Origin of the sequence: Paenibacillus suaedae (assembly GCF_032337355.1) — a bacterium.
Lineage (GTDB): Bacteria > Bacillota > Bacilli > Paenibacillales > Paenibacillaceae > Paenibacillus_B > Paenibacillus_B suaedae.
Window position 1 is genome coordinate 641052 of record NZ_JAVYAA010000002.1, and the last position, 22021, is coordinate 663072.

Sequence of the window (22021 nt, forward strand, 5' to 3'; positions counted from 1 at the left end):
AGAACGAAATAAAAGGCTATTCAACGAATCACGCAGTGACCAAGCTGAACACACCTTGTCAAGTAAGACAAAAAGGCAGGAGCGGCCTGCCAATTACTGCCGCTCCGAAGCGATGTACTCTGCGATTTGTACCGCGTTCCATGCAGCGCCTTTCATTAAATTGTCGGATACGACCCACATATTCAATGCGCGTGGCTGAGACAGATCACGACGCAAACGGCCAACGAAAACATCTGGCTTGCCTGCAGATTCGGTAGCAAGCGGGTACTTCTGTTCAGAAGGCTCATCGACGAGCGTCAATCCTGGCGCGTTTGCCAACAGCTCGCGCACATCCTCCATTTGGAAGTCGTCCTTCAACTCAACATATACAGATTCAGAGTGGCCATATACGACCGGAATTCGGACGCATGTTGCCGTCACTTGAAGGCTATCATCATTCATGATCTTCTTGGTTTCACGGATCATTTTCATTTCCTCGAGCGTGAATCCATTATCTTGGAACTTATCGATTTGAGGAATAGCATTGAATGCGATTTGATGCTTCACGGGCAAAGAACCAACTGGAAGAATGTCCGGCTCAACTTCATTGCCTGCAAGCACTTCTGTAGATTGACGCAACAGCTCGCTAATCGCTTTGCTGCCAGCGCCTGACACTGCTTGATACGTAGACACGATGATGCGGGAAATACCGTAGCGATCATAGAGCGGCTTCAAGGCTGCTACCATTTGAATCGTGGAACAGTTCGGATTGGCAATAATGCCTTGGTGTTCCTTCACTTTCTCGATGTTCACTTCTGGAACTACGAGTGGTGTGTTGGGATCCATACGGAATGCATTGGTATTGTCAATACATACCGCTCCGCGTTCTACAGCTGCTGGAGCCAACTCTTTACTAACGTCGCCGCCTGCGCTGAACAGGGCAATATCAACGCCTTCGAAGCTCTCCGGTTTCGCTTCCTCAACCGTAATTTCTTGACCGTCAAATACGATCTTCTTACCGGCTGAACGTGCCGAAGACAACAACTTCAAAGATTGAATGGGGAATTGACGTTGTTCCAATAATGCAATGATTTGTTCCCCTACTGCACCCGTAGCACCGACTACAGCAACATTATACCGCTTCTGATTCGTCATCTGTCGTTTCTCCCCTCTATACCCACAATCTTTCAAACATCTATATTATGATAATTTGCGTGGTATGCTATGTTCAGTATAAGAACCGTTCAATTAATACCGGTTGAAGCTGCTTGCCTTCTAATGCTGCATAGCATGCCTCTGGTACCAAGTCCATGCGCGCCACCAATGAATTCGGCTTCTGCTGTGGATTATCTTGGCCGAACGGAACGAAGTATATGTTCTTGGCTACAAGGAGTTTGGCTATATTGGCTGCGTTTAAACCGAGTCCATCATTAGTCGAAATCGCAAGCACAAGAGGGCGCTGGTTGCGCATTTGTGCTTTGGCTGCCATTAGGACAGGGCTTTCTGTCAATGCATTTGCCAGCTTACTCGTCGTATTGCCTGTGCAAGGCGCGATCACCATCACATCCAGCAATTTGGATGGCCCGAGCGGTTCTGCGTCCACAATTGTAGAAATGATATCATTACCAGTAATCTCTTTCAACTGTTTCTGCCAGTGATCGGATTCCCCGAAGCGTGTATCGGTCGTCATGACCGAATGTGATGCAATCGGGATAACGCGCGCTCCAGCATCTACAAAGCGTTTCACCTGAGGCATTACTTCTTCTAATGTGCAGTGTGAGCCTGTTAGTGCATAGCCAACTGTCTTCCCCGTGAAGTTCATTGTCCATTCCCCCGATTCCGCATGTCCTCAAGCAACAGCTGCGTGATACTCTGTGCCAATATTCGTCCAGCAGACTTCGGTGCGACAATGCCTGGCAATCCTGGTGCCAGCATAGCCTTGATCCCCCGCTTCTCCGCGAATCGGAAATCCACGCCACCCGGCAGGGAAGCAAGGTCGATAATCACGGCACGGTTAGGGATTTGCGCTATGACCTGCGCTGTGACTATCATAGTCGGTATCGTATTAAAAAGCAAGTCGATATTTGCCGCCTGACGCGCGAGATCTGCTATGAAAAAAGGCTTGAAACCCATTTCTGTCGCTCTGGCAAAATGTTCATCTCTGCGCACCCCAATCCGCACATTAGCCCCTAAGCCAAGAAGGGTGCGTGCCAATGTGAACCCTGTTCTCCCCATCCCAAGAACGACCGATTCAGAACCATGAAGGGTGATATCGGTGTTCTGAATCGCCATCATAATCGCGCCTTCGGCCGTCGGAATGGAATTGTATATTGCAACATCATCCCGATCGAACAATTCAACAAGCGAGAGGCGGTATTTCGCACACAGCTTGCTTAAATATGGTTTGGCCATCCCCGTAAAGACAACACAATGCTCCGGCAGCACCGCAATATGCTCTTCCGTCAGCACCAATTCATCCGATGTAAAGATGGCATGAACCTTCCCACTGTCATCAGTTCCTACAGCAGGAAGCACAAGAGCATCCGCCTGCTTCAACAGCTCGATAGAGAGGGATTGGCGCTGTACGCCATGATATGGGTTTTGCAGTTGATCGTACCCAACGATCGTGACACTGGCATCTAATTCAGTCAGCTTATGGATGATCTCAAGCTGGCGAGCATCTCCGCCAATAAACACGACCTGAACTCCAGTCAACATCCTCGCTGATCACTCCTTTCACAAACGTGCACACAGCGTATAAAACATCTTATGCGCACGCCTAAAAAGGGTGCAGCCATGTGCAAGCCCATCTCAAGACGCAAAAAAACGCAGCTGATTTACCAAAACGGTAATTCAACTGCGTCCTATTTGATCATTATTTTACTTCGTACCGGTATGACCGAAGCCGCCATCTCCGCGTTCCGTATCAGTCAACTCGTCTACCTCGACAAGTTGAATAGAAGGAACGAATTGAATCACCATTTGCGCAATACGCTCATTGCGCTCAATCGTGAAGTGAGTCTGTCCAAGGTTGGCTAGCAAGACCTTCACCTCGCCGCGGTAATCGGCATCAATCGTTCCTGGTGAATTCAAGCAAGTAATGCCATGCTTATAGGCAAGTCCGCTGCGTGGACGAATCTGGGCCTCTAAGTATCCAGGCATTGCCATGCAAAATCCAGTAGGCACGAGTGCGCGATGGCCGGGTGCTAATGTAAGCGGCTCTTCTACCGCTGCATATAGATCGAAGCCTGCTGCGAGTTCGGACATTTTTTGAGGGAGCGGTACATCCTCATTGCCTGGCAGGCGTTTAATTTGAACTTGGTGTGATTGTTGTAACAAGTTGATCCCTCCTGAAAGCCGATATTGCTTTATCATTTGCTCCGACCATTGAACCTGCGAATGGATGGGAAAGCATACGGTTCAATACAAAGGTAACGTCTTCTAGCTTAATCGATTCAATTCGAGCGATGATCTCATCCAGCGTGAAATGCTTGCCTAGCATCAGCTCATTTTTCCCTAATCGATTCATTCGGCTGCCTGTGCTCTCAAGGCCGAGGATAAGGCTTCCCTTCAACTGCTCCTTGCCTTTGTGAAGCTCTTCCTCAGACAAGCCCTTCACTGCCAGTTCACCTAACATATCCAAGGTTAAATCAAGCACTTCCTTCGTCTGCTTCGGTGCGGTTCCTGCATAGAGCGTGAATAGACCGCTATCTGCATGTGACGAATGATAGGAGTAAACAGAATAGGCAAGTCCACGCTTCTCGCGAATTTCCTGGAACAGGCGAGAGCTCATGCCGCCACCGATCAAGTTGTTGAGCAATATCATAGCGTAAAGGCGCGGATCTGTCATCGAACATCCTGGCAGGCTGAGACAAATATGATTCTGTTCTGTCTTCTTCTTATGATATATGAATTCACTATGGAAGCTTGGTTCCGTTAATATGGCCGCAGGCTCATCATTCGTGAATTGTCCGAAGTGCTTCTCCAGCAATTCGATGATCGAGTCATTAAAGTTACCTGCTACTGCAATGACCGTATTCGAGACCGTATAATGATTCTTCATATATGCGCGGAGATGATCAGGCCCCATTGGTGTCAGGCGTTCCTTCGTTCCTAATATCGGATATGCGAGCGGGTGCGTGCCAAAGGCAGCACGAGTAACCAGATCATGCACCGTATCATCCGGTGTATCCTCATACATCGCAATTTCTTCAAGGATTACATTTTTCTCTTTCTGCAATTCCTCGTCCAGCATGGATGACCGGAAAAACATATCGGACAGCACATCAACCGCTATCGGCAAATGCTCATCCAATACTTTTGCATAATAACAGGTATATTCTTTGGAAGTGAACGCATTAACACTTCCTCCGATCGCATCGAAGGAGTCTGCGATTGCTTTCGCATCAAACCGTTCTGTTCCTTTGAACATCATATGTTCGATAAAATGGGAAATCCCGTTGGTCGTTTCATCCTCATTGCGTGAACCTGTCTTAACCCATATCCCAAATGAAACGGAACGGCAGGTTGGTATTTTCTCCATCACGACACGAAGGCCGTTAGACAGCTGCACTTTTTCCACCGGCAATTCCTCCTCGTCCAAGTACATTCCAAGTATGCCTTTCTAATCCTACCAGAAATCTGATCACCTCTCAACTTCAATCGGAGGCACCCGCTTCTCAGAAAGCGTTTCTCCTACCGTACCTGGTACAATGCCCTTTTGCTTCAATATCCGAATCATTTCCTTCAAGGCTGTACTGGATGGCTCCGTTGGATGCATGAGGATCAGTGATCCCGGTTCTGTCTTCTCTTGAAATCTACGCAGTATCGTTGCCACAGGGGGCTTCATCCAGTCTCTCGTATCAAAGGTCCACAGCACTGTCTTCAATCCGAGTGCATGTGCTGTACGTACCGTCAACATATTGAAATCTCCTGATGGTGGAGCGAACCATTTATTCTCTACGCCAAGCGTTTGCTTCAGCAATTGCTTCGTCTTCTCAATTTGCTGCGTCTGGTGCCCCTCGCTTAGCTCGCTCATATTCGGATGAGAGTATGCATGATTCTCCATCTCATGTCCCGCCGCCTGAATCCGCTTCGCAATGTCAGGATTTTTCTTCAACCAGCTGCCGTCTAAGAAAAATGTCGCATGCACCTTCTCATCTGCTAGCACTTTCAGCATTGGATCGATGTACTCGTTCCCCCAAGCGACATTGATCATAAGCGCTGCCATCGGCTTATTCGGATTCCCTCGATAGATCGGCTGTGGATCTAGACTCGTCAAGGAGACCTCCGGCTTCACCTCGCGCATGACCATTTTCAATTCAGCCGAACGATCTTTCCCCGAATTGGCAGTGTACGTTCGCTCAATATCTACTTCCTGCCCATTGTATCCGGGTATTGCCTTCCACACCCGATCAATGCGGGCATTAATTGGAGCAATATATCGTTTGGCTGCTTCCTCCTTGATTCGAGCCATTAATGGATCATTCGCAGCCTTATCCTCTACCCCCGATTGGTAAGCATAGCTCACGGCGAGCTCTGCCTTCTTCTCCTGCAAATAGCTTCTCACATCGGGCTGCGCTACTGCTGCCAGCACGATGACAACTCCTGCTGTTACGGCGAACCATTTCTTCAACATTGGCTGCATCCAGTCCATTCCCTTCCAAGATAGTCCTTTTGATTCTATGCGATTTCGGGACGAGTTATTCGGTCTGGAAGCAATCAATGCCTATCATGCCATCAATACCTATTTTTTGCATCAAAAAAAGAGCCAGAAACCAGTCTGCCTCTTTCCTTGCTACGTATGTTGCCTTCTCAGGCTTGTCTTGCTCGCTGTATCCGACTTAGCTTTGCGGCTTAGACGGACGCGGTCCGCGAGGTGGACGATTGCCGCCCCCTTGTGGTGGTCTGCTGCTGCGTGGACGTTCTGTAGCTGCAGCTTCGGAGCTTGCAGTTCCTTCTGTCTGTGCAGGCTGAAGCAGCACTTTGTGGGACAAATTGATGCGTCCCTGTTGGTCAATCTCGACAACCTTAACCTCAAGCTTATCGCCAATTTTCACGACATCTTCAACTTTCTCTACACGCTCAGTTGACAATTGAGAAATATGCACAAGTCCTTCCTTGCCTGGAAGCACTTCAACAAATGCACCGAACTTCTCAACGCGTTTCACTGTTCCTGTGTATACTTCACCAACGACAACTTCCTTCACGATACCCTCGATAATTTCACGGGCACGCTCATTGGACTCTGCATTTGTAGATGCGATGAAGATGCGGCCATCCTGCTCGATGTCAATTTTGACGCCTGTTTCCTCGATGATTTTGTTGACGACTTTACCGCCGGCACCAATAACATCACGGATCTTATCTGGATTAATATGCATCGTCAAGATCTTAGGCGCATACTGTGACAAGGATTCACGTGGAGTTTGGATAACTTCATTCATTTTACCCAAGATGTGCATACGTCCTGCACGTGCTTGATCCAACGCTTGTGTCAAGATGCTGCGGTCGATACCATCAATTTTGATATCCATTTGAATGGCTGTAACACCTTCAGCTGTACCAGCAACCTTGAAGTCCATGTCGCCGAGGTGGTCTTCCATACCTTGAATATCGGACAAGATGGAGAAGTGTTCCCCGTCTTTGATCAGACCCATTGCAATACCTGCAACTGGTGCCTTGATCGGAACCCCTGCATCCATCATCGCAAGTGTGCTTGCACAAATACTTGCTTGGGAAGTAGAACCGTTAGATTCTATGACCTCGGATACAAGTCGGATTGTATACGGGAATTCGCTCTCTGGCGGAATCACCTTGGACAAGGCACGTTCACCGAGTGCACCGTGACCAATCTCGCGGCGTCCAGGAGCACGAAGTGGACGAGCTTCCCCTACGGAGAATGGAGGGAAGTTGTAGTGATGCATGAAGCGTTTCGACTCTTCCAAGCCAAGACCATCCAAAATTTGCACATCTCCAAGCGCGCCTAGCGTACAGATGCTGAGTGCTTGCGTTTGTCCACGTGTGAACAAGCCAGATCCGTGAGTACGGGGCAAGAGTCCTGTATCACAATCGATCGGACGAATCTCCTCAAGCTGTCTGCCGTCTGGACGAACTTTGTCATGTGTAATCAAGCGTCGAACTTCTTCCTTCACGATATCGTACAAGGTTTCGCTCACATCGCTCATATTCTCAGGCGTTTCCACATACAATTGTTCGAAGTGTGCAGCTGCTTCCTGATTGATTGCATCAATCGCATCTTGACGCGCATGCTTCTCAGGAATACGAATCGCTTCAACGAGACGTTCCTGCGCGAACGCACGAACAGCAGTATTCACATCTGTATCAACTGCATGAAGCTTCACTTCCATCTTCGGTTTAGCTGCGATCGCAGCGAATTCTTCAATCTTCGCTACAATTTTCTTAATTTCATCGTGACCGAACATGATTGCTTCAAGCATAACCGATTCTGGTACTTCGTTCGCTTCTGCTTCAACCATCATGATCGCGTCTTTTGTACCCGATACAACAAGGTGAATATCGCTCTTTTCCTCTTGTTCAACGGTTGGGTTGATAATAAATTGACCGTCAATACGACCTACAATCACGCCGCCGATAGGGCCATTAAATGGCACATCAGATATCGTCAATGCAGCGGATGTTCCGATCATTGCCGCGATTTCTGGTGGGCAGTCTTGATCCACGCTCATAACCAAATCCACGATCTGCACATCATTGCGGAAACCTTCCGGGAACAATGGGCGGATTGGGCGGTCAATAAGGCGGCTGGCAAGAATCGCTTTCTCACTTGGACGACCTTCGCGCTTGATGAATCCTCCAGGAATTTTACCTACAGCATATAATCGTTCTTCGTAATTGACAGTCAATGGGAAGAAATCTAGATCTTTAGGTTCCTTCGATGCGGTAACGGTACACAATACGACTGTATCACCGTACTCGACTTTGACTGCGGCATTTGCTTGCTTAGCCAAACGACCCGTTTCCAGGACAAGCGTTCTGCCGCCAAGTTCCATCTCGATGCGGTTCATCGGATCCCTCCTTAAGTGGTTCAGTTTATATTCTTCGTTACTACTCCCATTATTTCCTGCATTTCATTTGAAATACCGTCCTGATGGAAGCTTGTCTACTATCACAATATGTAGCATCATATGCAATCACTAAAAAGCAACCCGGTTGCATGCCGCGATAAGAAGCGGCAATGAACAACCAGGCTGCTTTGGTTCGTGCTATTAACGGCGAAGACCGAGTTTTGCGATCAATGCGCTGTAGCGTTTAACATCTTTGTTCTTCACATAAGCCAACAACTTACGGCGTTGACCTACCATTTTCATCAAACCACGACGGGAATGATGATCCTTCTTGTGTGTACGAAGATGGTCCGTCAAGTTTACGATGTTTTCAGTAAGGATAGCGACTTGCACCTCCGGAGAACCTGTATCCGTAGCGTGCGTCTTATGTTCTTCAATAAGCTGTTGTTTACGCTCTTGAGTCATAGCCATCCTATTCACCTCCTAAAATATGTGTTAGTTTACGCCATTAGCCTCGTCATCGACGGTGAGATCGAATAACCAAGCTATGGACAGGTCGTTTTTCACGACAACGTTATTAGTATAGCATCTCCATCTACAAAAGTAAAACAAGTCTTAGCAATCAATTCGTACAAAGATAGAAGGCTAAGAATATTGTGCACAATATTAGACGCCAATTGTTACTGCAGGCGCCTTATTCATCGTGCTTAGACGTTGGCGCGCTTCCTCTGAATCCGCAGTAATCTGTGCGATCAGCTCTTGTATGGAGCTGAACTTGCGCTCTGGACGAATGTAGCTCATCAGGGCAACCGTTACGGTCTCCCCGTATATATCTTGATCAAAATCAAACAGATGCGCTTCAACCGATTGAACGGTTTCTCCCGTCTTGAATGTCGGCTTCAAGCCAATATTCAGCACCCCATCATGCCACGTCCCGTGAACCAGCACCTTCACTGCATATACGCCATTCGCTGGGATGACATATGCTTCTTCTGCCCGGACATTCGCAGTTGGGAAGCCCATCGTACGACCACGGGCGTCACCGTGAACAACCTCGCCGCGAATGATATACGTTCGGCCTAGCAGTCGATTCGCATTGACAACATCACCTTGCAGCAGACTCTCGCGAATCCGAGTGCTGCTCACCTTCACTGCGGTCTCAACATCATTATGTGCCGGTATGATATCCACAGTAAAGCAGCCCTTGCCCCATTCCTGCAGCAATTGCGCAGTGCCTTCTCCACCATGACCAAAGCGATAGTCGAAGCCGACAACGACGTGTTTTACCTTCATACGGCAGATCGCTTCTGCGAACTGCTGCGCGGTAACCTTAGCGAATGACAAATCAAAATGTACAACATACAAACGGTCAAGCCCAAGCTGACTCAAAATCCGTTTTTTCTCCGACAATGGCGTAATGAATCGTTCATACTCCGGCTTGCCGAATACTCCCTTGGGATGTGGATGGAAAGTCATCAGACCTACGGGCAATTGATGTTGCTTCCCGTAGTCCAACGCATGCCGAATGACCTGTACATGTCCCTCATGAATACCGTCAAAATGTCCTAATATTAATACTTGCGGCTGCTCCTGCAGTCGCCAGCTCGAATCATCGAGCGCTGCATGTAATGCTATCGTTTCCATTGTAATCAGAGCCCCTGCGTATTATCGATTTGTGGTTAAACTCCCAATCCAGTTACACGGACAGTAAACCAAAGTTCCTACCTACTAGTATGTTCTCCCTTTCACAAGAGTAGACAAAAGCTAGCGCAAGTCGAGTCAATTGCCTGCTCGAATCGCGCACAGCATTATATACATTACTCGTTCGGAAGAAATACCTTCACAGGACGCAATACCGATTGCCCCTGTGGAACTTGGAATATCCCATAGAACGTTCCTTGTTCATCATACAATCGAATCGTACCATTCGTCAAAGGTTTCGGCTGTAAAGCGTGCAAAGGAATTGATCGGCCGGTCAATGCATAGTGGGCAAACTTCTCAGAGACCTGAATTCTAGGCATATCTGAGATTGCATCCTCCACAGATAGAAGCATCGTTTCAAATGTTCCATCCGCGACAGCCTGCTCAATCTGATCGAAGGTTACACATTGTGAAGGAACAAACCCGGCAGATACCGTACGCATCAGCTTCGCCATTGTAGATGGAACGCCAAGCTTACGACCGATATCAACACATAGTGTTCGGATATAAGTTCCTTTGGAACACTCAACTAGGAATCGTACTTCCGGTTCAGAGGTGCCTAACTGTATATCTAGAAGATCAATGTTATGGATCGTAACTTGGCGCGCTTTACGCTCCACCGTCTTCCCCTCACGCGCTAGATCATACAGTCGCTTTCCGTCTACCTTAACAGCGGAGTACATCGGAGGCACTTGTTCGATATCCCCGATAAAGGATAGAATCGTCTCACGAATCATCTCTTCCGTCAAATGCGAAGCGTCCGAGCGCTCCAGTACCTCTCCACTTAGATCCTCGGTATCTGTTGATACACCGAATCGGAGGGTTGCCTCATACTGCTTAGGCATCTCCTGCAAATACTCAACGATCCGTGTCGCCTTGCCTATACATAGCGGCAGCACTCCAACAACCTTCGGATCCAATGTTCCCGTATGCCCGATACGCTTCTCCCAAATAAGGCGGCGTACTTTGGCAACTACGTCATGGGACGTCCAGTCCTCAGGCTTCCATACGGGTAATACACCATGATAGTTACTCATAAAGCTTGCTTCACCCGTTCTATTACAATGGTAATGACTTCTTCTAAAGTACCAGTAAGCTTGCAGCCTGCTGCACGGACATGACCGCCTCCACTAAAGGATTGAGCAATCTCAGCCACATTAGCAAGCCCTGCGGAACGCATACTCACTTTTACTCCTGTGTCATCTACTTGCTTAAATAAGAGACCAACTTCTACACCATCGATATTGCGTGGATAATTGACCAAGCCTTCCAGATCTTCATTAAGCGCCCCGGTCTCTTGCATATCCTGAGGAGTCACGTACAACCAGGCAATTCGATGATCCTCGCTAAATGCCAATCTCGACAGGCCGCGTTGTATAAGCTGCATCTGTGCCATCGACATCTTCTCAAGCAATCGATCCGCAATGTCATTGCCGTTAACACCCTGCTTAAGCAGCTCAGATGCGATCGTCATCACATGTGGTGTCGTGTTGCTGTACCGGAATCCCCCCGTGTCAGTTAGCAAGCCAGTATACAGTACTGTCGCTACCTCTAAATCGAGTGTAAGCCCGTAGGAAGCAATCATATCGAATAATATCTCAACGGTCGCCGCAGCATCCTCGCGGATGACTGCAACTTCCCCATAGTGGTCATTCGTTGGATGATGATCAATATTTAAAATACGAGCATCCTTATCGATCCATTCTGCTATTTTTCCGATGCGCGCATAGTCCGCACAATCCACACAAATTACGGTATCAAATGGCTTGGCAGCAATGTTTTCAAGTTCTGCATGTACGTTGATTTGATCAGAGCCCGGCAAATAATTTAGCTTATTAGGAACTCCATTCTCATTCACCATGACATAGGATTTGTTCCATTGACGAAGCAGCCAGCCTACCGCCAACGTTGAGCTTATTGCATCTCCGTCAGGCTGAACATGTGCAACCACAAGAAAATGATTGCCCTCTTGAATAAAGTTTCTAGCTCTCTCGATCTGCTGTGCATAAGATTGCGTCGTTAGTCCAGTCATTAATAACCTCCATACAGACAAGTGAATCGAGCCTTGGCCCGATTCACTTGTGCGTTCTTATGCTGCTGACTTAGTTATTGTCGCGATCGCGAATTTCACCAAGCAGCTTTTCAATATGGCTACCGTATTCGATTGAAGAATCGATCTTGAACAGCAGCTCTGGAGTATGACGAAGACGAATTCGCTTGCCAATCTCGGAACGAAGGAATCCGCTCGCCTTCTCCAATGCTTTTATGGATTGTTCCTTTTGTTCTTCATTGCCCATGACACTCAAGTACACTTTGGCTTGTGACAAATCGTTCGTTACATCAACGCCTGTCACCGTAATGAAGCCGATTCGAGGATCCTTAATCTCGGTTTGGATCAACTGGCTAAGTTCCTTCTTCATCTGCTCGCCAACACGTCCGGAGCGAAAGTTCGCCATGGGAAACACCTCATTTCATATATAGCTTACAACATCATCTGAGTTGAAACCATTCTATTTGCGTTCGATGGTTTCCATGACAAAGGCTTCGATGATGTCGCCTTCCTTCATGTCATTGTACTTCTCAAGCATAATACCGCACTCGTAGCCTTGCGCAACTTCCTTCGCATCATCCTTGAAGCGCTTGAGCGAGTCGATTTTGCCTTCGTGAACAACAATGCCCTCACGAACAAGGCGTACTTCTGCAGAGCGGGAAATCTTACCTTCTGTAACCATACATCCTGCGATTGTACCGACTTTGCTGATTTTGAACGTATTGCGTACTTCAGCATGACCGATCACAACTTCTTTATATTCTGGATCAAGCATACCCTTCATCGCCTGCTCGATTTCTTCAACAATCGAGTAGATGACACGATGCAAGCGAACATCAACCTTCTCTTGATCAGCAGTAATCTTCGCTTGTGCGTCTGGACGAACGTTAAAGCCGATAACGATAGCGTTGGACGCTGTTGCCAAGATGATGTCCGACTCTGTAATTGCACCAGCGCCGGAGTGAATAATCTTAACGCGAACTCCTTCAACTTCAATCTTCTCGAGCGAGCCGCGAAGTGCTTCAACAGAACCTTGAACGTCACCCTTGATGATTACGTTCAATTCTTTCATCTCGCCGTCTTTAATGTGCTTGAACAAGTCATCCAACGTTACACGAGTATTCGCACCCAATTGGCTCTCTCTATAAGTTGTCGAACGCTTCTCAGCAATGGAACGAGCCTTACGCTCATCATCGAACGCGACAAACATATCGCCAGCTTGTGGAACATCTGTAAGACCTGTAATTTCGATCGGTGTAGATGGACCGGCTTCTTTCAAGCGACGACCCCGGTCGTTCACCATTGCGCGAACACGGCCGAAGCATGTGCCAGCAACGAATGGATCTCCGACTTTCAATGTACCTTGTTGAACGAGTATACGTGCAACAGGTCCACGGCCTTTGTCCAACTCAGCCTCGAGTACAGTACCGCGAGCTTCCTTGTTCGGGTTGGCCTTGAACTCATTTACTTCGGACACGAGCAGAATCATTTCGAGCAATTCTTCTAAGCCCGTACGCTGCTTCGCAGAAACGTTAACGAAGATAGTATCTCCGCCCCACTCTTCTGGAACCAATTCATATTCTGTCAATTCCTGCTTCACGCGATCGACATTGGCTTCTGGCTTATCGACCTTGTTAACAGCTACGATAATTGGGCAGTTCGCCGCCTTTGCGTGGCTGATTGCCTCAACCGTTTGCGGCATAACACCATCATCAGCAGCAACGACGATAATCGTAATGTCCGTTACTTGAGCACCGCGGGCACGCATCAGCGTAAACGCTTCGTGGCCTGGTGTATCCAGGAATGTTATCTTCTTCGAGTTGAACTCAACTTGGTATGCACCAATATGCTGCGTAATACCGCCTGCTTCTCCACCCGTAACGTTCGTCTTGCGGATCGAATCAAGCAATGTCGTTTTACCATGGTCAACGTGACCCATAATCGTAACAACTGCTGGACGTTCAACCAAGTCTGCTGCATCTTCTTCTTTTTCTTCTGTTTCCTCGAACGGATCTTCGGATACAGGCAGCTTCAAATCAACTTCAACCTTGAATTCGTCTGCAATCAATTGGATTGTATCCAAATCAACTTCTTGGTTGATTGTTGCCATAACGCCCATGAGCAAGAACTTCTTAATAACCTCGGAAGCGTCTTTATGAAGCAATTTTGCCAATTCACCTACTGTCATTGCACCGCGTACAATAATCTTTTTCGGCGTATTGTCAATCTTCTCACGCTGTACCTGCTGTTGATTATTTCTGCCTCTGTTCTTGCCGCCGCGGCCTCGCATGCCTCCGCCATTACGGTTGTCATCGAAGCGTCTCTTATTATTATTGTTGTTATTTCTTGATTGATTTCTTCCACCGGAGAAATCATCGCTACGCTCACCGAAGTTTCTGTTCGGACGTTGCTGAGCGCCTTGGCCCCCCGTACGTGCTTGATCACCTTGACGCTGCTGGCCGCCTTGTGCAAAGCGCGCTTGACCACTGCTTTGTTGGCTGCCTTGACCTGGACGTGATCCGCCACCTTGGCCTGGACGTGAGCCGCCGCCTTGACCTGGACGTTGTTGTCCGCCTTGGCCTGGGCGCGAGCCGCCACCTTGACCCGGACGTTGTTGTCCGCCTTGGCCTGGACGCGAGCCGCCACCTTGACCACCTTGGCGAGGGCCGCCACCTTGACCTGGACGTGATCCGCCCTGACCTTGACGCGGGCCGCCGCCTTGACGCGGTGCGCCTTGGCCTGATCTTTGCTGGCCGTTAGATCTGTTACCTTGGTTTTGCTGTTGTTCACCTGATCGACGTTGTTCTTGTCCGTTCATATTCCCCTGTTGGTTTCCTTGTCTATTATCCATATTAATGTTTATCTCGCCCTGTCTATTATGGTCTTTTTGACCGTCACGACCTTCACCGCGATTACTGCGATCCTGACGTTCATCACGCCCGCCTCGGTTATCTTCGCGCTGATGGTCGCGACCGTCACGTTGCATTTGCTGCTGTCCAGCACGTGAGTCGCGCTGATCCGACTGGCCCTGACTTGAATTTCCTGCCGATTGGCCAGCTGTTCTATCTGGTACTTCTGTTGTTTTTGACTGGCTGATGTTCACTTTCGGGTGTGGGGTGCTATTGCTTTCCCGCTTCGCCTGCGCATTCTCCTTAATCGTGCGCATGTACGATTCGACTTTCCCCACGGCATCATTCTCCATTACGCTCATATGATTGTTAACTGGTATGTTAAGACGTTTGAGTATCGTAATAATTTCTTTGCTGCTCATATTAAGCGATTTGGCATATTCGTAAACTCTTGTTTTGTCCTTAGTGTTCTCTTGTTTGCTCAATATACTCCACCTCCGACATCGTTTTCAGCCCGTTCGTCATCATGGTCGCAAATCCATCATCCGTTACCGCCAATACTACCCGTTGCAATTTCCCGATGCTCTCACCGAGTTCGGTTCGCGTAAATCCGATAGCAAGTGGCACCCCGTACGACTTACATTTATCTCGAAACTTCTTCTTCGTGTTGTCAGAAGCGTCCGCCGCAACAATCACCAAGCGTGCTTGCTTATTGCGAATCGCCTTGAGGACTATCTCATCACCAGTCGCAAGCTTCCCTGCCCGCTGGGCAAGACCTAGCTGCGACTTGACCTTACTCATGATCGTCCTCCTGCTCCTTCAAGGCGTGGAATTCATCCTCCACCTTGATGAAGTCTTGAGCAAGCTGTTCATAGATGGCAGAGTTCACCTGATGCTTCAAAGCCCGATCAAGCGCACGAGACTTATGTGCAAGTCTGAAGCAGGACAACTTCCCACATAGGTATGCGCCGCGTCCAGACTTCTTCCCTGTCAAATCGATTAGAACCTCGTCCTGTGGTGTCTTCACAACACGGATTAGCTCTTTCTTCGGCATCATTTCTTGACATGCGACACACTTGCGAAGTGGAACTTTCCTTGTTCTCATGACTCAATCCCCCCTTACGATTCGGTCATACATCCCTGATTGAAGGAGACGACCGCTTCATATGGCGTTGGTCGCGCCTTCAGTGTTTATTCGCTTACTTCCATGCTGTCATCTGGTGTGTGCTCATCAGAAGACATTGGAAGCCCTTCTTCATCAGCTTGAGTCTCGCTTTTAATATCAATTTTCCAGCCAGTCAATTTTGCAGCAAGTCGAGCGTTCTGACCCTTAATCCCAATTGCCAGTGACAACTGATAATCAGGCACGATGACACGAGCCATTTTCTCAGCTTCACGAACTTCCACATCAACAACTTTGGATGGGCTCAGTGCATTCGCTACATACTCACTTACATCTTCTGACCAGCGCACGATATCAATTTTCTCGCCGCGCAGCTCATTAACAATTGTCTGGACACGCATACCTTTAGGGCCAACGCATGAACCAACTGGATCAACTTCCTCGTTGCGGGAGTATACCGCAATTTTAGAACGTTGACCCGCTTCACGAGCTACCGATTTGATTTCAACGACGCCGTCGAAGATTTCAGGCACTTCCAGCTCGAACAAGCGCTTTAGCAGTCCAGGATGCGTGCGGGACAAAATAATTTGCGGCCCCTTGGTCGTGTTCTCCACTTTCGTAATGTATGCTTTGGTGCGATCGCCGTGCTTGAACTTTTCATTCGGCATCAACTCATTCAATGGAAGAACTGCTTCCACTTTACCCAAATCTACATACACATTACGCATGTCCTGACGTTGTACAATACCTGTTACGATATCATCCGACTTGTCGATGAACGCGTTATAGATAAGACCACGCTCAGCTTCCCGAATACGCTGTGTCACAACTTGTTTCGCTGTTTGCGCAGCGATACGGCCAAAATCACGTGGTGTAACCTCAATCTCACAAATATCATCCATTTGGTAGTTCGGATTATGTTCGCGAGCAGCATGAAGTGAAATTTCAAGACGTGGGTCCAACACCTCGTCCACTACGTTCTTGCGTGCATATACTTTAATTACTCCAGTTGCCCGATTGATGTCTACACGTACATTTTGTGCAGTATTGAAGTTGCGCTTATAGCTCGAGATCAGAGCCGCTTCAATCGCATCAATGAGTACTTCCTTGCTAATTCCTTTTTCTCTTTCGATTTCCGACAACGCGTCAATAAAATCCATACTCATTTGGTGAGTTCCCCCTTTCAGCCGAATCCGGCTTCATTCCAATAATGTTACATTCAGCAGAACGATATCCAATCGTTGATTACAATCGTCCTAAAAAACGATAGCAAGACGTGCGCTCGCTACCTTCTCATACGGAATTGCATGTTCCTTCTTGCCGACTTGAACGACAACCGTCTGTTCATCGAAGGAAGTGAGAACCCCTTCGAACTCCTTCAATGCGCCAATGGGTTCGTATGTAGTCACATACACATGCTTGCCTACCGCCTTAACGAAATCCTTCGTCTTCTTCAGCGGGCGTTCCGCACCTGGAGACGATACTTCCAAGAAGTACGCGTCTGTAATCGGATCGTTTTCGTCCAGCTTCTGGCTTAATACTTCACTAATACGGCCGCAATCCTCAATGTCAATGCCGCCTTCCTTGTCCACAAATACGCGAAGAAACCAACTGCTGCCTTCCTTCACATATTCCACATCGACAAGTTCGAAGTTGTTCTCTTCCAAATAGGGTGTGATCATATCCTCAACTGTCGATTTGATATTGGCTGAGCTCAAATTCAAGAACCTCCTGAATGTTAGGAATAATGATGTTCCTCTATGTTAGAACCCGATACTAAACATGAAAGAGTGGGTTTCCCCACTCTTTACGTAACGGATTTATCCACATGATTACCAAAAAAATTATATCATAGCCATCTACAATATGGCAAGGGTGTCTCCGATCATGCACTAAAACAGAGACAATTGGTTCGTCTCCGGCAGTCCCCGGAAGCACCCCATCTGATTCAGGAGCTCGACAATCGTCTTCGTTGCCTTGGAACGCATCTGGAAATCCTCGATGGACAAGTACTCCACCCCATCGCGAGAAGCCGCAATATTGCGTGCCGCATTATCCCCGATCCCTTGTACTGCAGAGAATGGCGGGATGAGCGAGTTGCCATCAACAAGGAATTTCGTTGCATCTGATCGATATAGATCGATTGGCTTGAATGAGAACCCACGGGCTGTCATTTCAACCGCCATCTCCAAGATCGAGATCATGGCCTTCTCTTTCGTTGTTGCTTGGAAGCCCTTTGCCTCGATCTCATCGATCTTCTTATTGATCGCATCATAACCTTGGCAGCATAGTTCGATATCGAAGTCCTCCGCACGAACAGTAAAGTAAGTCGCATAGAACTCGATTGGATGGTACAGCTTGAAGTAAGCTGTACGTACCGCGGAAATAACATAAGCAGCAGCATGGGCTTTCGGGAACATGTATTGAATCTTCAAGCAGGAATCAATGTACCATTGCGGCACATTGCAGTTTTTCATCTCTTGAATCCATTCATCACTAAGACCTCGGCCCTTACGAACGCTCTCCGTAATTTTAAATGCAAGCCCAGCGTCCATACCGGCTTTGTAGATTAAGTACAACATGATCTCGTCACGACAACCGATTACGGTCTTAATCGTACAGATCCCATTCTTAATCAGTTCCTGTGCATTACCGAGCCATACGCCCGTGCCATGGGACAACCCAGAGATCTGCAGCAAATCGGCGAACGTGCTTGGCTGTGCTTCCACAAGCATCTGGCGCACGAAACGTGTTCCCATCTCCGGTACGCCAAAGGTCGCAACCGGTGTCCGGATCTGCTGCGGCGTTACGCCGAGTGCGTCAACGGAGTTGAACATACTCATGACCTTCGGATCATTCATCGGAATCGTCGTCGGATCAACGCCTGTCAAATCCTGCAGCATCCGCATCATCGTCGGATCATCGTGACCCAGAATATCAAGCTTCAACAGGTTATCTTCGAAGGCATGATAATCGAAGTGCGTCGTCTTCCATTCAGCCGTTGTATCATCCGCCGGATATTGAACGGGTGTTACGTCTTCCACTTCAATATAGTCTGGCACAACGACGATACCGCCCGGATGCTGACCTGTGCTGCGTTTTACGCCGGTACATCCTGCTGCTAGACGGTTAAGCTCTGCTCCGCGCCATCGCTTGCCGTGGTCTTCTTCATATTTCTTCGCGAATCCATAAGCCGTCTTCTCCGCTACCGTACCAATCGTTCCCGCACGAAATACACTCTTTTCACCGAACAGCACCTTCGTGTAGTTGTGTGCGACAGGCTGATAGTCCCCCGAGAAGTTCAAGTCGATATCGGGAACCTTATCCCCCTTAAATCCAAGGAACGTCTCGAACGGAATATCTTGTCCATCGCCCTTCATTGGCTGGCCACACTCCGGACAATCCTTGTTCGGCAGGTCAAATCCACTCGGCACACTGCCGTCCGTGAACCATTCGCTGTGCTTGCATTCCGGATTGCGACACGAATAATGCGGTGGCAGCGGATTAACTTCTGAGATACCAAGGAACATCGCAACGACGGAAGAACCTACGGATCCCCGTGAACCAACCAAGTAACCATCTTCATTGGACTTCTTCACAAGACGCTCTGAGATCAGATAGTTCGCGGAGAATCCGAATTTAATGATTGGTACCAGTTCCTTCTCCAGACGCTGCACAATAATATCGTTCAACGGTTCCCCGTAAATGCTCATTGCCTTATTGTAGCACTTATCACGAATTTCCTGATCTGCACCCTCGATGTTCGGTGTGAATAATTCCTTCGGGAACAGATCGAAATCTTCAAATCGTTCCAACAGCGTGTTCGTATTCTCCACAACAAACTTGTAAGCTTGTTCCTTACCCAAAAATTCAAATTCTTGAAGCATTTCATTCGTCGTGCGGAAATGCGCATCCGGTTTGCGAATATCCTTCAGTGGACTGAAGCCCGTAATTCCATGAATGGTAATATCACGGAACATCTTGTCTCGTGGATGCAGGTAATGCACATTGCCTGTTGCGACGACGAGCTTATTCTGCTTCTCGCCAATCTGAACAATTTTGCGAATAGCGCCTTCGATCTCGGCCGTCGATCCAACCAAACCCTTCTCTACCAAATGCATATACATCGTCAAAGGCTGAATTTCAAGGACGTCATAAAACTCTGCTACTTGCTCGGCTTCCTCCACCGACTTGTTAAGTACGGTCTCGAAGAATTCGCCTTTCTCACAGCCGGACATAATGAGCAAGCCTTCGCGCATCCCCACCAGTTTACTCTTCGGAATGCAGGCTACCCGCTTGAAATATTCTGTATGAGACATGGACACAAGCTTATACAGATTTTTCTTGCCTACTGCATTAAGCGCATAAATGCCGCAGTGAAATGGACGGGCATTTTGTAGGTTCTGCCCTACATAATCATTCATGCGTTCCAGCGTCTCGATTCCGATAAGCTGCTGAGCGTCCTGAAGTAGTCCCGTAAGAATGCCGCCTAGTGCAATCGTATCGTCAATCGCACGGTGATGGTTCTCAAGTGATACTTTATATTTAGCTGCCAACGTATTGAGTCGGTGATTTTTGAGTGTCGGATGCAGCAAACGCGCTAGCTCCAAGGTATCGAGTACCGGATTCATCATATCTGGCAGATTCATTAGCTTCAAGTTATGCTGGATAAAGCCAATATCGAACCTCGCGTTATGCGCAACAAGAATGGTATCTTGGGCAAATTCCACAAACTTCGGAAGCACTTCTTCGATATCTGGTGCATCAGCTACCATTTCATCCGTAATATTAGTAAGCTGTTGAATGTTATAAGGAATTCGTACATGCGGATTGACGAAAGTGCTGTACCTATCAATTTCTTTGCCTTCTTGCATTTTGACAGCTGCAATCTCGATGATTTTATTGTTTGTTACAGACAAACCGGTTGTCTCGATATCGAATACGGTATAGATGGCATCTTTCACCGGACGATTGTCCGCATTTAGAACAACTTCCATATTGTCATTCACGACATTCGCTTCTAAGCCATAAAGCATTTTAATGCCATTTTTCTTGGCTGCCTTCGCTGCCTCTGGATAACACTGAACGTTGCCGTGATCCGTTACCGCGATCGCCTTATGGCCCCACTTCGCCGCCTGCTTCACATAATCGCTGATAGACGTAACTGCATCCATTGCACTCATCGTAGAATGAAGATGGAATTCCACGCGCTTCTCCTCAGCAGTATCCTTGCGTTCTGCCGGTGCCTTTACTTCATTCAGATCATTTGGCATCATGACAAGCTCAGGGACTTGCATGAAGCGATCGTACTCAACACGTCCACGAGCTTTGAGCCATTGACCATTCGAGATGAGGCTCAGCATTTTAACGTCTTCCTTCGTCTTCGCGAACATTTTCATCGCCATAGAGTCAGAAAAATCAGTTAGGTTGAATGTGAATAAGGTACTACCATTGCGAAGTTCCTTCATCTCAACGCCAAATACTGCACCTTGAATCGTGACACGTTTCTCTTCATCCTGTACATTCATGATTGGAGTCGGCTCATCCTTAATGTCGTATCCGACATGCAGACGCTCTGGCGCTTCTCCTTCTTCTTCCTCGACTTCACGTGCTGATTCTTCCATCATTTGCTGAATAACTTGGCGCTCTTCTTCCATCAGCTTCTGCTGGAATGCTTCATAGGCTTCCGTATCATGGCTGCCCTGCTGCATCGTTACACGAAGTGTGCGTGTGAAATACGTCTCAAAGAACGTCGTGCAATATTTATCAATCTGCTTCTTCTTCGCCAGCTCTAATGATGTCGCATCCGGCAAAAAAAGCTTGATCAAATCTTTCTCAACTTCATACTGCCCTTTGTGCAGCCAACCGTTAACTGAAGCAACCTCTCGCTTGACCCATTCCATGAACAAACTCCAATAGGCATCTACGATCTCCTTATTTGGAAGCTGCTCTTCATAGTGGAATATGATCTTAATCTTGGCAATGTGGGACAACTTGTCCTGTACACGCAGGCAAAACGTACGGTAAGCTTCTGCCGGAACGACAGTTGACTTGCCTATATAAATCGTCCACTCTTTATTGGAGCGGCTGCACTCCACTCTATCAATCCATCCATCATGGAAAAAGCTATCTAACAGTTCAACAGGAACCTCCGCCTGTCTCATCAACAATTCAAATCGCTTCCGTTTATCTGTCATATAGACTGAAGCACCTCCCAACCCCATACTGCTGCCGTACCTATTGGCAAAGTGGCAGTGTGTGAACAAAGAGA

Annotated in this window: 18 protein-coding genes; all 18 read right to left on the reverse strand. The window is 47.8% G+C overall.

Annotation, left to right across the window (positions count from 1 at the left end; all coding sequences use genetic code 11):
* Positions 1-93: 93 nt before the first annotated feature.
* Positions 94-1134: an aspartate-semialdehyde dehydrogenase gene (locus RQP50_RS10620; RefSeq protein WP_021256499.1), complete on the reverse strand. Its 1041-nt coding sequence runs from the start codon at positions 1132-1134 to the stop codon at positions 94-96.
* 73 nt (positions 1135-1207) lie between these two features.
* Positions 1208-1801: a dipicolinate synthase subunit B gene (locus RQP50_RS10625; protein WP_021256500.1), complete on the reverse strand. Its 594-nt coding sequence runs from the start codon at positions 1799-1801 to the stop codon at positions 1208-1210.
* Positions 1798-2697: a dipicolinate synthase subunit DpsA gene (gene dpsA, locus RQP50_RS10630; protein ID WP_021256501.1), complete on the reverse strand. Its 900-nt coding sequence runs from the start codon at positions 2695-2697 to the stop codon at positions 1798-1800. Before dpsA ends, RQP50_RS10625 begins: the two co-directional genes overlap by 4 nt.
* A gap of 162 nt (positions 2698-2859) precedes the next feature.
* Positions 2860-3318, reverse strand: a complete 459-nt coding sequence (gene dut / locus RQP50_RS10635; RefSeq protein ID WP_072728750.1) for a dUTP diphosphatase — start codon at positions 3316-3318, stop codon at positions 2860-2862.
* Positions 3287-4561, reverse strand: a complete 1275-nt coding sequence (locus RQP50_RS10640) for a M16 family metallopeptidase (RefSeq protein WP_315745420.1) — start codon at positions 4559-4561, stop codon at positions 3287-3289. The genes dut and RQP50_RS10640 overlap by 32 nt, the downstream gene beginning before the upstream one ends.
* A gap of 63 nt (positions 4562-4624) precedes the next feature.
* Positions 4625-5617, reverse strand: coding sequence for a polysaccharide deacetylase family protein (locus RQP50_RS10645; protein WP_315745422.1), 993 nt, complete (start codon positions 5615-5617; stop codon positions 4625-4627).
* A gap of 205 nt (positions 5618-5822) precedes the next feature.
* Entirely contained in the window at positions 5823-8027 is a 2205-nt protein-coding gene (gene pnp, locus RQP50_RS10650) for a polyribonucleotide nucleotidyltransferase (RefSeq protein WP_072728751.1), read from the reverse strand.
* Positions 8028-8228: 201 nt separating this feature from the next.
* Entirely contained in the window at positions 8229-8498 is a 270-nt protein-coding gene (gene rpsO, locus RQP50_RS10655; RefSeq protein ID WP_065292596.1) for a 30S ribosomal protein S15, read from the reverse strand.
* A 195-nt stretch (positions 8499-8693) separates the two neighbouring features.
* Entirely contained in the window at positions 8694-9671 is a 978-nt protein-coding gene (locus RQP50_RS10660; protein ID WP_315745426.1) for a bifunctional riboflavin kinase/FAD synthetase, read from the reverse strand.
* Between the two features lie 173 nt (positions 9672-9844).
* Positions 9845-10765 carry a tRNA pseudouridine(55) synthase TruB gene (truB, locus tag RQP50_RS10665; protein WP_315745427.1) on the reverse strand — a complete coding sequence of 307 codons (921 nt, stop codon included), beginning with the start codon at positions 10763-10765 and terminating at the stop codon, positions 9845-9847.
* Positions 10762-11760 carry a DHH family phosphoesterase gene (locus RQP50_RS10670; RefSeq protein WP_072728753.1) on the reverse strand — a complete coding sequence of 333 codons (999 nt, stop codon included), beginning with the start codon at positions 11758-11760 and terminating at the stop codon, positions 10762-10764. Before RQP50_RS10670 ends, truB begins: the two co-directional genes overlap by 4 nt.
* A 70-nt stretch (positions 11761-11830) precedes the next feature.
* On the reverse strand, positions 11831-12184 hold the full coding sequence (rbfA, locus tag RQP50_RS10675) for a 30S ribosome-binding factor RbfA (RefSeq protein WP_072728754.1): 354 nt from the start codon (positions 12182-12184) through the stop codon (positions 11831-11833).
* Between the two features lie 54 nt (positions 12185-12238).
* Positions 12239-15112 carry a translation initiation factor IF-2 gene (gene infB, locus RQP50_RS10680; RefSeq protein ID WP_315745429.1) on the reverse strand — a complete coding sequence of 958 codons (2874 nt, stop codon included), beginning with the start codon at positions 15110-15112 and terminating at the stop codon, positions 12239-12241.
* Entirely contained in the window at positions 15090-15428 is a 339-nt protein-coding gene (locus tag RQP50_RS10685; protein ID WP_021256512.1) for a L7Ae/L30e/S12e/Gadd45 family ribosomal protein, read from the reverse strand. Before RQP50_RS10685 ends, infB begins: the two co-directional genes overlap by 23 nt.
* Positions 15421-15732, reverse strand: a complete 312-nt coding sequence (gene rnpM, locus RQP50_RS10690; protein ID WP_021256513.1) for an RNase P modulator RnpM — start codon at positions 15730-15732, stop codon at positions 15421-15423. The genes RQP50_RS10685 and rnpM overlap by 8 nt, the downstream gene beginning before the upstream one ends.
* Before the next feature lie 86 nt (positions 15733-15818).
* The gene (gene nusA / locus RQP50_RS10695; protein WP_021256514.1) at positions 15819-16916 is read right to left on the reverse strand and encodes a transcription termination factor NusA; all 1098 of its coding nucleotides are present in this window, start codon (positions 16914-16916) and stop codon (positions 15819-15821) included.
* A gap of 90 nt (positions 16917-17006) precedes the next feature.
* On the reverse strand, positions 17007-17468 hold the full coding sequence (gene rimP, locus RQP50_RS10700; RefSeq protein WP_072728756.1) for a ribosome maturation factor RimP: 462 nt from the start codon (positions 17466-17468) through the stop codon (positions 17007-17009).
* A gap of 174 nt (positions 17469-17642) precedes the next feature.
* On the reverse strand, positions 17643-21968 hold the full coding sequence (locus tag RQP50_RS10705; protein WP_072728978.1) for a PolC-type DNA polymerase III: 4326 nt from the start codon (positions 21966-21968) through the stop codon (positions 17643-17645).
* Between the last annotated feature and the right edge of the window lie 53 nt (positions 21969-22021).